12 protein-coding genes are annotated in these 11,630 nt (G+C 66.9%); 9 read left to right on the top strand and 3 right to left on the bottom strand.

Going from position 1 to position 11,630, the window contains the following annotated elements; translation table 11 throughout:
- Positions 1-12: 12 nt before the first annotated feature.
- Positions 13-216, bottom strand: a complete 204-nt coding sequence (locus Ga0102493_RS00190; protein ID WP_034902768.1) for a DUF1192 domain-containing protein — start codon at positions 214-216, stop codon at positions 13-15.
- A gap of 104 nt (positions 217-320) precedes the next feature.
- On the opposite strand from Ga0102493_RS00190, the gene Ga0102493_RS00195 reads away from it, so the two are divergent.
- The 5 genes from Ga0102493_RS00195 (at position 321) to Ga0102493_RS00215 (ending at position 6,561) form a co-directional block, all read left to right on the top strand.
- Entirely contained in the window at positions 321-1,334 is a 1,014-nt protein-coding gene (locus Ga0102493_RS00195) for an NAD(P)H-quinone oxidoreductase (protein ID WP_034902771.1), read from the top strand.
- Between the two features lie 229 nt (positions 1,335-1,563).
- Positions 1,564-2,517 carry a UDP-2,3-diacylglucosamine diphosphatase gene (locus Ga0102493_RS00200; RefSeq protein ID WP_081845592.1) on the top strand — a complete coding sequence of 318 codons (954 nt, stop codon included), beginning with the start codon at positions 1,564-1,566 and terminating at the stop codon, positions 2,515-2,517.
- Positions 2,514-3,632, top strand: coding sequence for a glycosyltransferase family 4 protein (locus Ga0102493_RS00205; RefSeq protein ID WP_081845593.1), 1,119 nt, complete (start codon positions 2,514-2,516; stop codon positions 3,630-3,632). Before Ga0102493_RS00200 ends, Ga0102493_RS00205 begins: the two co-directional genes overlap by 4 nt.
- Before the next feature lie 243 nt (positions 3,633-3,875).
- Positions 3,876-4,703, top strand: coding sequence for a DUF1013 domain-containing protein (locus Ga0102493_RS00210; RefSeq protein ID WP_034902774.1), 828 nt, complete (start codon positions 3,876-3,878; stop codon positions 4,701-4,703).
- A 181-nt stretch (positions 4,704-4,884) separates the two neighbouring features.
- Complete coding sequence (locus Ga0102493_RS00215) at positions 4,885-6,561, top strand: long-chain-fatty-acid--CoA ligase (protein WP_335660486.1); 1,677 nt, start codon at positions 4,885-4,887, stop codon at positions 6,559-6,561.
- A 63-nt stretch (positions 6,562-6,624) separates the two neighbouring features.
- On the opposite strand, the gene Ga0102493_RS00220 is transcribed toward Ga0102493_RS00215, so the two are convergent.
- Positions 6,625-7,026: a bactofilin family protein gene (locus tag Ga0102493_RS00220; protein ID WP_034902780.1), complete on the bottom strand. Its 402-nt coding sequence runs from the start codon at positions 7,024-7,026 to the stop codon at positions 6,625-6,627.
- A 4-nt stretch (positions 7,027-7,030) separates the two neighbouring features.
- Positions 7,031-8,209, bottom strand: a complete 1,179-nt coding sequence (locus Ga0102493_RS00225; protein WP_330658656.1) for a M23 family metallopeptidase — start codon at positions 8,207-8,209, stop codon at positions 7,031-7,033.
- 400 nt (positions 8,210-8,609) lie between these two features.
- Here Ga0102493_RS00225 and Ga0102493_RS00230 point away from each other — a divergent pair, with 400 nt between their 5' ends.
- The 4 genes from Ga0102493_RS00230 to Ga0102493_RS00245 all read left to right on the top strand — a co-directional run bounded on the left by Ga0102493_RS00230 (position 8,610) and on the right by Ga0102493_RS00245 (position 11,586).
- Positions 8,610-9,272: a nicotinate-nucleotide adenylyltransferase gene (locus Ga0102493_RS00230; protein WP_034902786.1), complete on the top strand. Its 663-nt coding sequence runs from the start codon at positions 8,610-8,612 to the stop codon at positions 9,270-9,272.
- Positions 9,273-9,395: 123 nt separating this feature from the next.
- Complete coding sequence (gene rsfS, locus Ga0102493_RS00235) at positions 9,396-9,758, top strand: ribosome silencing factor (RefSeq protein WP_236922254.1); 363 nt, start codon at positions 9,396-9,398, stop codon at positions 9,756-9,758.
- Between the two features lie 140 nt (positions 9,759-9,898).
- Positions 9,899-10,321, top strand: coding sequence for a 23S rRNA (pseudouridine(1915)-N(3))-methyltransferase RlmH (locus Ga0102493_RS00240; protein ID WP_034902792.1), 423 nt, complete (start codon positions 9,899-9,901; stop codon positions 10,319-10,321).
- A gap of 17 nt (positions 10,322-10,338) precedes the next feature.
- Positions 10,339-11,586: a murein hydrolase activator EnvC family protein gene (locus Ga0102493_RS00245; RefSeq protein ID WP_034902795.1), complete on the top strand. Its 1,248-nt coding sequence runs from the start codon at positions 10,339-10,341 to the stop codon at positions 11,584-11,586.
- Positions 11,587-11,630 lie beyond the last annotated feature (44 nt).

Here is an 11,630-nt window from a genome sequence, read left to right on the forward strand (position 1 = left end):
TTTCCGAGGCCATCATGATCCCGGCTTGCTGAACAGGGCATTGGCGGCGGCCATGTGGTCTGCCGTCTTGTCCCGATGCGCCCGGACGCGTGCGATTTCGGCCTCGAGCAGCGCGATCCGTTCGCCGAGTTCAGCCTGGGAATAGGGTGCAAGATCCTCTGCGGCGAGGCGACTCGCTGCATCTCCCATCGGGCGGGGGCGATCTTCGTCATCCATTACTGGGAGCATCGCAAGCAAGACCGCTTGCTGTCAATGGACACGAACGTTATGCGCCTAGCCACTTTCAGGGCGGGGTTTTGGCGCAACAGGGGCAGGCGGAAATGGCGGCAGGCATACCGGCGACGATGCAGGCGATCGGGTTCGAGCAACCGGGAGCGCCCGACGTGCTCGCCATCGGCGAAGTCGCGGTCCCCGAACCTGGCCCTGCGGACGTGCTGATCCGGGTCGCCTATGCCGGGGTCAACCGGCCCGATTGCCTCCAGCGCGCGGGCGCCTATCCGCCGCCGCCGGGCGCATCGCCGATCCTCGGGCTCGAGGTCGCGGGCGAAATCGTCGCCGTCGGCGCCGAAGTCCCCGACACCATGCTCGGCCAGCCCGTCGCGGCGCTGACCCCGGGCGGGGGCTATGGCGAATATTGCACCGCGCCCTGGAACCACTGCCTGCCGGTGCCCGAAGGCATGGACATCAAGACCGCCGCCGCGTTGCCCGAAACGCTCTTCACCGTGTGGCACAACCTGTTCGAGCGCGGCATGGCCCGCGACGGCGAGCGTGTGCTGGTCCATGGCGGGACGTCGGGCATCGGGACCATGGCAATCCTGCTCGGCAAGGCGTTCGGGATGGAGATGATCGTCACCTGCGGAAGCGAGACGAAATGCGCCGCCGCGCGCGAGATCGGCGCGGATCTCGCCATCAACTACCGCGAGGAGGATTTCGTCGAGGCGGTCAAGGCGCATACCGGCGGAGAGGGCGTCAACGTCGTGCTCGACATGGTTTCGGGCGATTACGTGCCGCGTAATCTCAAATGCCTCGCCGAGGACGGGCGGCACGTGACCATCGCGGTGCTGGGCGGGGCCAGGGCCGAGCTCAACATGGCGGTGGTGATGATGCGGCGCTATTGCCTCACCGGATCGACCCTGCGCCCTCGTTCGGACGCGTTCAAGGCCGCGCTCGCCGACGAGATCGCAGCCGATGCCTGGCCGCTCTTCGCCAGAGGCGAGATCGCGCCGGTGATGGACAAGACCTTCCCCCTCGCCGAAGCGGCTGCCGCGCATGCCCGGATGGAAGCGGGCGAACATGTCGGCAAGATCGTCCTCGAGGTTGCGGGCGCCTCCTGAAGCGGCTGCTGAAGGCCGGCGCGCCCGCCCTTTCCGCCCTTTCCGCCCTTTCCGGGATCACACTTCTGTCACAGAACGCGTCCAGTCCGGCCGTTGCGGCTGCGATGACTGGCGCAACACAGTCGTCACGAAGCTGTGGATTTACGCAAAACCGTAACGCGCATGTGAATCGCATGTAACAAAGGGGTGCCAAGGCACGGGGGGAAGAGAAGAAGTTCGGGGAATTAATATGACCGACTTTATGCTGTCCGACCTGCCCGAAGGCGCGAGCGAGGCGCTGGGCCCCCTCGGCAATGTGGCGAGCCTCCCGCTGGCGGGTCCGAAGATCCCCGAGCCCGAAGGCCGCGAACGCCGCAAGTACCGCACCATCTGGATCAGCGACGTCCATCTCGGGACCAAGGGCTGCAATGCCGAAATGCTGATCGACTTCCTCGATTCGGTCGACAGCGAGGTGATGTATCTCGTCGGCGACATCATCGACGGCTGGCGGCTGAAGAAGAAGTTCTACTGGCCCGCCGCGCACAACGACATCGTCTGGCGGCTGCTCAAGCGCGCCAAGCGCGGCACGCGGATCATCTACATCCCCGGCAATCATGACGAGATGTTCCGCCAGTTCACCGGGCTGAATTTCGGCGGGATCGAGATTCGCCGCGCCGCCTTTCACGGCACCGCCGACGGGCGTCGTCTGATGGTGCTGCACGGCGACGAATTCGACGCGGTCATGCTCTCGCATCGCTGGCTCGCATTCGTCGGGGACTGGGCCTACACTACCGTCATGAAGCTCAATGTTGCGGTCAATGGCGTGCGCAAGGCTTTGGGCAAGCCCTACTGGTCGCTGTCCAAGGCAGCCAAGCACAAGGTCAAGAACGCGGTCGAATTCATCGGCAAGTACGAGGAAGTCGTCGCGCGGGCGGCGGGCGAGCGGGGCGTCGACGGTGTCGTGTGCGGTCACATCCACACCGCAGAGTTTCGCACGTTCATCCACAACGGTCGCGAAATCGAATACTGGAACGACGGCGACTGGGTCGAAGGCTGCAACGCGCTGGTCGAGCACGAGGACGGAAGCATGGAAATCCTCCACTGGCCCGACGAAATGAAGCGCCGCGCGGCAAGCGAGACCGCCGAACCCGGCTGCGAACCTGCCCGTGCGGACCTGCTCGATCCGGCGCGGGAAGCCGCATGAACCGGCTGTCCCGCGTTTTCTCCGGGGACCGCCCGGGCGCAACGCGGGAGCGGGGTCACCTCCCGCGCTCGATCGCGATCGTCACCGACGCCTGGCATCCGCAGACCAACGGCGTCGTGCGCACGCTTGCGACCACCTGCGAGGTGCTGCGCGGCTGGGGGCACGAGGTCACCGTGATCTCGCCCGAGCAATATCGCTCCTTCCCCGCGCCGACCTATCCCGAAATCCGGCTCGCCGTCACCGCGCCCGGATCGGTCGGTCGCCAGCTCGCCCGGATCGCGCCCGAAGCGGTTCATATCGCGACCGAAGGCCCGCTCGGCCTGGCCGCGCGGCGTTATTGCCTGAGGCGCAAGGTGCCGTTCACCACCGCCTATCACACCCAGTTTCCCGACTATATCGCGCGCCGCACTGGCCTGCCCGCGGCCGCCTTCTGGCCCTATATCCGCTGGTTTCACCGCCCGGCCCAGCGCATCATGGTCGCGACCGAGACGATCCGCGAACAATTGCGCGAGCAGGGTCTTACCCACCTCACCCACTGGAGCCGCGGGGTCGATCTCGACTGCTTCACACCCGACGCCCCTGCGCCGCCCGAATATTGCGGGCTCAAGGGTCCGATCCTGCTCTATGTCGGGCGCGTCGCGGTGGAGAAGAACATCGAGGCCTTCCTCGCCTGCGACTATCCCGGCACGAAGGTCGTGGTCGGCGATGGCCCGGCGAAGGCCGCGCTCGAGGCGAAATTCCCGGAGGCGATGTTCCTCGGCAAGCGGATGGGGCGCGAGCTTGCGGGCTGTTATGCGGGCGCGGACGTGTTCGTCTTTCCGAGCCGGACAGACACGTTCGGCCTCGTCATGATCGAGGCGCTCGCCTGCGGGACGCCCGTCGCGGCCTATCCGGTGCCGGGGCCGCTCGACGTTCTCAACGAACGGGTCGGCGCGATGGGCGAGGACCTCTCCCGCGCGATCGATGCGGCGCGCTATTGCGACCGCAGGGCATGCGCCGCCCACGGCGCGAGCTTCAGCTGGGAAGCGGCGACCTGGCAGTTCCTTTCGGGCCTCGTCGCGCTCGAGGAAGAGGAATGCGTCCTCCTGCAGACTGCGCCGGTGCTCGAATTCTGATCGGCGGTCGGCCGCGACAGGCCCCTTGCCGGCGCCCCCTGCTGCCGCCATTCGGGATCGCCGCCTGATCGCGCCGCAGCGTCGTTCGATGCCCTTTTTGGAGCCATCTGGAGTGCCCGGGAACGAAAAGCGCAAAGAGCCGCGCCGCCTTTTCCTTGCCGTTTCGCGCTCCATCGCCTATTTCGGCTGGCGCAACGGCCGCTCCGCGAGGGGCGGCCCTTCTATTTTGAACGGAGATTTCCCATGGCCAATGCCAAGGCCGCCAAGGACCAGCCCAAGCCGCTGATGCCGCACGCAACCGCGACGTGGCTGGTCGATCACACCGCCCTGTCGTTCGAGCAGATCGCCGGATTCTGCGGCCTGCACATCCTCGAAGTGCAGGCGATGGCCGACGATCTCGCGGGCAGCAAGTATACCGGCCGCGACCCGGTCCATGCCGGTGAACTGACGCTCGGAGAAATCGAGAAGGGCCAGCAGGATTCGACCTACTCACTGAAGATGCACAAGGCCCCCGTCGAGGTCACCCGCACCAAGGGCCCGCGTTACACGCCTGTCTCCAAGCGGCAAGACAAGCCCGATGGCATCGCCTGGATCCTGCGCAACCATCCGGAAGTGTCGGACGCGCAGATTTCCAAGCTGATCGGCACGACGCGCAACACGATCGGCGCGATCCGCGACCGCTCGCACTGGAACATCCAGAACATCCAGCCCAAGGATCCGGTGACTCTCGGCCTGTGTTCGCAGCGCGAACTCGACGCGGTCGTGGCCAAGGCGGCCAAGCGGGCCGGCGTGACCGAGGAAGCCGAGCCCGAAGCCGTCGATGCCCGCAGCGACAAGGACCGGCTGATCGAGGAGCTGCGCGCCGAACGCGAAGCCAACGTCAAGGCCGCCGCCGCGGCCGCGCAGGAAGCCGAGGCCGAAGCCTGGCTTGCCGCGCGCCGCGAGGCCGAGGAAGAAATGCTCGATCCCGAAAGCGGCTTTGCCACGCCCGCCCCGCGCGAGGACGAAGGCATCGCCGAACCGGACAACGCGCCGGAAACCACCGAGGAGGATCACGGCGATAACGCCTGATCCCCGGACCTGATCCGGGACCTCACCGGTCCCGCAATTGCATTTTCGACCGTCCGGCAGGCCCCGCTTGCCGGACGGTCTTGCGTCCGGCCTGCGGCCGGTCGTCGGGGGAGCGGGAAAAACTTGCAAAAGCGACGCATTGGCGGTGATCTCGCGCTTGAACGCCGGGAAGGGATCGGCCATGGCTACTGACATGAATGTCAATAACGCTGCTTACCATCACCCCACGCCCTGGGACACGCGTTTCGAGGCGATGAGCCTCCCGGCAATGCTCGAACGCACGGCCGGGCGGGACCCGGGGGCGCCCTTCCTCCACTTCCTCGGGCGGACCTATTCCTACGGCGCGATCCTGGCCGAAGCGAAGCGTTTCGCCGCCGGGCTTGCGGCCATGGGGATCGAACGCGGCGACCGCGTCGGACTGTTCCTGCCCAACGTGCCGATCTATGCCTCGGCCTATTACGGGGCGATGATGGCGGGCGCGATCGTGGTCAATTTTTCCCCGCTCTACACGGTCGAGGAGCTCGCCTGGCAGGTGGACGATTCGGGGACGCGCGCTCTGGTCACGCTCGATGTGCCCGAACTTTACGGCACTGCGCGCGACGTGCTCGAAGCCTCGGGCCTGGAAAGGCTGATCGTCGGCTCGCTCGCCGACATGCTGCCGCGGCTCAAGGGCATCGCCTTTCGCCTCCTGAAGCGCAGCCAGATCGCGTCGATCGAATGGTCGGGCAAGGTGCGGCGCTGGAAGGACTGCACGCCGGACACGCGCTTCGAACCCGTTGCGCTCGATCCGCACGAGGACCTCGCCCTTCTGCAATATACCGGCGGGACGACCGGGCGGCCCAAGGGCGCGATGCTCGGCCATGACCAGCTTTCGATCAACGCCCAGCAGGTCGCCGCGATCAATCCCTTCGGCAATGCCTCCGACGAAGTGTTCATGGGTGCGCTGCCCTTCTTCCATGTCTTCGCCAACACCGCGCTTTTGAACCACGCGGTCGTGACCGGCGCCTCGATCGCGATGGTCCCGCGCTTCGAGACGGAACAGGTGCTCAAGACGATGGGCAAATGCCGCACCACCGGCTTTCCCGGCGTGCCGACCATGTTCCAGGCCCTGCTAGACCATCCCGACCTTGCGAAGACCGACCTCTCCTCGCTCAAGGTGTGCATTTCGGGCGGGGCGCCGATGCCCGCTGCGGTCCATACGCGGTTCGAGGAAACGACCGGAGTGCGCCTCGTCGAAGGCTATGGCCTGACCGAAAGCGCCGGGGTCGTTTCGGTCAATCCTTATGAGGGCTTCCGCAAGAAGGGCACGATCGGCCAGCTCGTGGCGGGAACCGAGATCCTGCTGCTCGACAAGGAGGACCCGGCGCAGCTCGCCCCCGACGGCGCTCCGGGGGAGCTCGCGATCCACGGTCCGCAGGTCATGCGCGGCTACTGGAACCGGCCCGAAACCGAGGCCGAGACCTTCGTCACCCACGGGAACAAGCGCTACCTTCGCACCGGCGACGTCGCGATCATGGACGATGACGGCTTTCTATCCATCGTCGACCGGATCAAAGACATGATCGCGGTCGGCGGCTTCAAGGTCTTCCCGAGCGTGGTCGAGGACGCGATTCTCAAGCACGACGCGGTCAAAGAAGCGCTCGTGATCGGAGTCCCCGAGGACTATCTCGGCGAGGTCCCGCGCGCTTTCGTCACCCTGAAGGAGGGCGCAGGTGCGAGTGCGGAGGAGCTGAAGGACTGGCTCAACCACCATGTCGGCAAGCATGAGCGGGTCGATCGGGTCGTGATCCGTGACGAATTGCCGCGCACGATCATCGGCAAGCTCGACCGCAAGGCCCTGCGCGCCGAGGTTCTCTAGCCCGAAGCACAAAGGCGCCGCGTACCCTCCGGGGTCGCGGCGCCTTCGGCGAATTGCGCAGGGTCAGTTCGTAAGCTGAAGCGTCGTCTCGTCCTCGCCCTTGGCCCTGGCCGGAGAGGAAACGGCCTGTTTCGCGCCGCGCTGCGCATTGGGCGCGAAGCGGCCGTCGACCTCGGCGCCCTGCTCGATCGTCAGCGCGTCGTAATGGACGTCGCCTTCGATCCGCGCGCTCCTGAGGATCACGAGTTCGCGCGCTGTGATCGAACCGACCACGCGGCCCGCAAGGCGCGCGGTTTCGGCGATGACCGCGCCGTGGACTTCGCTCGTCTCACCCTGCACCAGCGAGGCGCACTTGATGTCGCCCTCGATCGTGCCGTCGACATGCAGATCGGCGGAAGCCGCGATGTCGCCCTTGATCGTTACGTCGGGGCCGATGACGGAGAAGGTGGAACTGCCTGCGGCCATCGGTCTACTCGCCGCCTTCGGGGCTGCGGCTGGGCGCGCCTGTTCCGCGGGCTTCTTTGAGAACATCGGGGGCAGTCTCCAGGAAGGGGCGCGGATTCACCGCGCGATTTTTGAGGCGGACCTCGAAATGCAGGTGCGGACCCGTCGAACGGCCGGTGCTGCCGAGCCCGCCGAGCGTCGCTCCGGCATCAACCTTCGCACCGCGCTTGACGTCGATGCGCGAGAGGTGGGCGTAGCGCGTCATGAGCCCGCTGGCATGGGTGACCTCGACAACCTTGCCGTAGCCGGGTTTCCAACCGGCGAAGCTGACCCGGCCTTTCGCGGCGGCGAAAATGGGCGAGCCGTAATCGCCCTTGAAATCGATCCCCGAGTGCATTGCCCCGCGCCGCGTGAACGGGTCGCGGCGAAATCCGAAGCCGGAGGTGATCTTGTCGACGCTGGCGGGGACGACCTGCGGGATCCCGTCAAGCGCGCGTTCGAGCGTTGCCATCCGAGCGAGGCTGAGGCCGAGCCGTTCGAAACGCGGATCGATCGATCCGTCTACGGATGTGGCGAGAAGTTCGAGCGGACCGCCCATCGCGCCGCCGCTGCGTTCGGCATTGCGGGCCACGGCCACGGGATCGAGGTCGAGCTTGCGCAGCGCGGCTTCGGCCTTCTGCGATCGCCAGTCGGCGAAGCGGGTAAGCCGCTCGACGAAGGCCAGCTGGCGCGCCTCGACCTCGGCAAGACCGCGGGCCTGCGGGAAAAAGGCGCCGACTTTCTCGACCGTCTTCGCTGTTTCCTCGGAGGAATCGGTGATGGTGTCGTTCGCGTCCTTGATATCGGCGGGCAGCATCTGCGCCATCGAATCGAGGAATTCCTGCCGCTCGTTGAGTTCGTCGACCACCCGTTCAAGATCGCCGCCATAGGCTTCGATCCGTTCGCGGGCGGTGGCGACACGCGCCTTTTCCGACTGGAACGAGGCGAGGTCGGCTTCGGCCCGGTATTGGCTCCAGGCCATGACGCCCAACGAGCCGGCCCAGCCGATTCCGAGCGCGAGCACCGCGCCCGCCATCGTCATCTGCAAACGCGACGAGATTTTGATGAAGCGGACATGTCCCTGAGAGCGCATGAAGAATTCACGCTCCGGGAACCACTCGCGCAGCTTTTCGGCCCACGCGCCTGCGGATGATCGTTGTGACAAGGCGACCCCGACTCTTTGTATAAACCCGTCACCGCGCTACCAAGCAGATGTTAATGGGTCGAATCCCCCGCTCCCCGGAACGGGCGAATTGAAACATAAGCGGGACGAAGCGTTACATTCGCTAGCAAAGGTTGTCGCAAATCCTTCGGCTGGATGCGCATGTCATGCTCATCGGTCAGGCAATGTCTGCTTGACCTTGCGCATCCGGACGGCCGAAACGCGCCCCATTCACGCCGAGAACACTGACAGCGTGCCGTTCGCCTGCTACGAAGGGCGTGATGAAAAAGCCTTTCCAGCGCACGCACGCCCGTTGAACTGCGCCGTGCGCCCCTCTCGAACCACGATGCCGCCCGTCCATCCAGCGCCGCCTTTCCCGGATCGCCCGGCGCGTTCGGATGCGATGAGCCATCCCGCTGCCGCGCAGCGGACCGGTCTTATGGGCGGCAGCTTCAATCCGGCCCATGGCGGGCATCGACGGATCACGCGCTTCGCGATCGATGCGCTTTGCCTGTACGAAACGTGGTGGCTGGTTTCGCCCGGCAACCCCCTGAAATCGAGGGACGACATGGCCCCGCTGGTGAAGCGGCTCCGGTCAGCCCGGGCGCAGGGCCGCCGCGCGCCGATCGTCCCGACCGCGATCGAACGCGAACTCGGCACCCGCTACACCCTCGACACCCTTCGCCGGATCGTCAGGCGCTATCCGCGGCGACGCTTCGTTTGGCTCATGGGGGCGGACAACCTCGCGCAGTTCCACCTGTGGAGGGGCTGGCGCGACATCGCCCGGACAATGCCGATTGCGGTCATTGCAAGGCCGGGCTATAACGCGCCTGCCATGAAAAGCCCCGCCATGGCCTGGCTTCGGCGCTATCGGGTGTCGGCTGCCACTTTTCGCAAACGGGGGCGATGGAGCGCACCGGCACTGGTGTTTCTGCGTTTCGATCCCGATCAGCGTTCGGCCACGGCGATCCGCCGCGGACGGGAGGATTGGGCGTCCGATTTCAGCGACACCCCGCTGCGCGACCGGCTGACGTTCCGCCGGATCGATCCAACGGAGGATGCATGAGACGCGGCCCCGCCGTTCAAGCCCTCATGCCCGCACCTCCCGCAATCTGGAGACCCATGTTCGCCTATGACTCAGGCACAGACCGTGTCGGCTGCGGCCGACGCATCCTCGGCGGCCGCGCTGATGGCCACTGACATAAACGACGCCGATCTTCACGATCTCGTCCTCGCCCAGCTCGACGACGACCAGGCGCAGGACGTCGTTTCGATCCCGCTGGAAGGAAAGAGCTCGATCGCCGATCACATGGTGATCGCGAGCGGCCGCTCCACCCGGCAGGTCGCCGCGATGGCCCAGAAGCTCGCCGAAAAGGTCAAGGAAAAGGGCTTTGGCCCGGTCCGGATCGAAGGCCTTCCGGCCGCCGACTGGGTGCTGATCGACGCCGGCGACGTCGTCGTACACCTGTTCCGGCCCGAAGTGCGCAGCTTCTACAACCTCGAACGCATGTGGTCGTTCGAGACCGGCGAAGCGGCGGGCGGAAGAGCGTAATTTCCTCTCGCTCGGCCGTCCGCGCGAGTGTCCTCGGTGCCGTTTCCGCCGCTGGTGCGGCAGGGCACCTGCGGCTCGGCCGCGTGGCCTCGTGGGTCGCGCCGCGCCGCGAAGGATCATGATTGTCAGGCGTTGCGCTTATGCTTCTCCACCTCATCGCCCGCGGAAAGATCGCCCGCTCGCCCGAGGCGGAGCTGGTCGCGCGCTATGAAAAGCGCTTGAACTGGCCGACGAAGCTAACCGAGCTGCCCGAGACCGGTGGGCGCATTCCCGACCCCGCAACTCCCTGCCGCACGGTCCTGCTCGACGAGCGCGGCAAGGCGCTTTCGTCCAGAGACTTTGCCGAACTGCTTGGCAAGTGGCGCGATGAGGGCATCCGCGAGACGCGCTTCATTCTCGGCGCTGCCGATGGCCATTCGCAAGAGGAGCGCGCTTGCGCCGACCTCCTCTATGCCTTCGGTCCGGCGACGTGGCCGCACCTACTCGCGCGTGCGATGCTCATGGAGCAACTCTACCGTGCGACCAGCATCCTTGCCGGGCATCCCTATCATCGGGCCGGATAATCGGGCAAAACGACGTCATGAAGGCGCACCCGACATGGCTGACGGCAGGCGGAGCGCTCGCATTGGTTGGGCTGGCGCTTGCCTTGCCGCAAGCCCGCGCCCAGCGCGACCTGTTCGTGATGGAACCCGACACCGCTCAGGCCGAGCTCGACCGGGCGACCCGCGAAAGCCGGCTTGCCGAGCAGCGTGCCGCCCGTTTCGCCGAGGCAGCCGAGGCATCGACGCAAGCTGCCGAACGGACCGCGCAGGAGGCCGCCGCTCTCGCCGCGCGCATCCAGCAGGCCGAGGCCGAGATCGCCGCGGCGCGCGCGCGCTTTTCGATTGCGCAATCGGCGCGCGAGGCCCTCGCCGCGCGGCTGGCGCAGCGCCGCGAACCGCTCGTGCGCCTTACCGGAGCGCTGCAGACGAGCGCCCGCCGACCGCTCGCCCTCGCCGCATTGCAGCCCGGATCGCTCGAGGATCTCGTCCATGTGCGTGCCGTACTCGAAACCGCCGTGCCCGAAATACGCCGACGCACCGCCTCGTTGAGGGCGGAGATCGAACAGGGCCGGAAGCTCGAACGGCGCGCCTCCCGGGCAATCGGAGCGCTCGAGCAATCGGAGCGCAATCTCGAACAGCGCCGGGCCGACCTTGCCGCGCTCGAAACGCGCCAGCGCCTTGCCGGGCGCGAGGCGCGGCGCAACGCCGTGCGCGAGGAGGAGCGGGCGCTCGCCCTTGCCGAGGAAGCGCGCGATCTCGACGGGCTGATCGACCGCCTCGACGAAGCCGCCGCGCTGCGCCGCGAACTCGCCGCGCTCGCGGGGCCGGTGCCGCGCCCCGCTTCGCTTGTCCGGGGCACGCGCGCGCCCGCTTCCGAACCGGCCGAGCCTGCCGCTTCCCCGTCCCCCGCCGCGACCGGCCCGCCGCGCGATTTCCGGCTCCCGGTGCAGGGCCGCACGATTGCCGGTTTCGGCGAGCGGCGCGAGAGCGGGCTTGCCAGCACCGGCATCACGCTCGTCCCCGCCCCCGGCGCGCAGGTCGTCGCGCCCGCAGGCGGGCGGATCGCCTTTGCCGGGCCCTATCGCGGATTCGGTCGAATCGTCATCATCGAGCACGATGGCGGCTGGACCAGCCTCGTCACCGGCCTCGCCCGGGCGGACGTCCCGGTGGGCGCGCGCGTCATCGCGGGCAGCCCGCTGGGCACGGCGGAGAACGAAGACCCCGCGATCACGGTCGAACTTCGGCGCGAGGGCGAACCGGTCAACCCGCTCGAACACCTTAACTAATCGCGCGCGCACCCTATCTGAAACGGAACTGACCTGTCGGGACG

Origin of the sequence: Erythrobacter litoralis (assembly GCF_001719165.1) — a bacterium.
GTDB classification, from domain to species: domain Bacteria; phylum Pseudomonadota; class Alphaproteobacteria; order Sphingomonadales; family Sphingomonadaceae; genus Erythrobacter; species Erythrobacter litoralis.

What these genes read in the sequence shown, in the direction of transcription:
- Ga0102493_RS00190 (WP_034902768.1), bottom strand. Translation starts at nt 216, where the DNA reads ATGGATGACGAAGATCGCCCCCGCCCGATGGGAGATGCAGCGAGTCGC.
- Ga0102493_RS00195 (WP_034902771.1), top strand. Translation starts at nt 321, where the DNA reads ATGGCGGCAGGCATACCGGCGACGATGCAGGCGATCGGGTTCGAGCAA.
- Ga0102493_RS00200 (WP_081845592.1), top strand. Translation starts at nt 1,564, where the DNA reads ATGACCGACTTTATGCTGTCCGACCTGCCCGAAGGCGCGAGCGAGGCG.
- Ga0102493_RS00205 (WP_081845593.1), top strand. Translation starts at nt 2,514, where the DNA reads ATGAACCGGCTGTCCCGCGTTTTCTCCGGGGACCGCCCGGGCGCAACG.
- Ga0102493_RS00210 (WP_034902774.1), top strand. Translation starts at nt 3,876, where the DNA reads ATGGCCAATGCCAAGGCCGCCAAGGACCAGCCCAAGCCGCTGATGCCG.
- Ga0102493_RS00215 (WP_335660486.1), top strand. Translation starts at nt 4,885, where the DNA reads ATGGCTACTGACATGAATGTCAATAACGCTGCTTACCATCACCCCACG.
- Ga0102493_RS00220 (WP_034902780.1), bottom strand. Translation starts at nt 7,026, where the DNA reads ATGGCCGCAGGCAGTTCCACCTTCTCCGTCATCGGCCCCGACGTAACG.
- Ga0102493_RS00230 (WP_034902786.1), top strand. Translation starts at nt 8,610, where the DNA reads ATGAGCCATCCCGCTGCCGCGCAGCGGACCGGTCTTATGGGCGGCAGC.
- rsfS (WP_236922254.1), top strand. Translation starts at nt 9,396, where the DNA reads ATGGCCACTGACATAAACGACGCCGATCTTCACGATCTCGTCCTCGCC.
- Ga0102493_RS00240 (WP_034902792.1), top strand. Translation starts at nt 9,899, where the DNA reads ATGCTTCTCCACCTCATCGCCCGCGGAAAGATCGCCCGCTCGCCCGAG.
- Ga0102493_RS00245 (WP_034902795.1), top strand. Translation starts at nt 10,339, where the DNA reads ATGAAGGCGCACCCGACATGGCTGACGGCAGGCGGAGCGCTCGCATTG.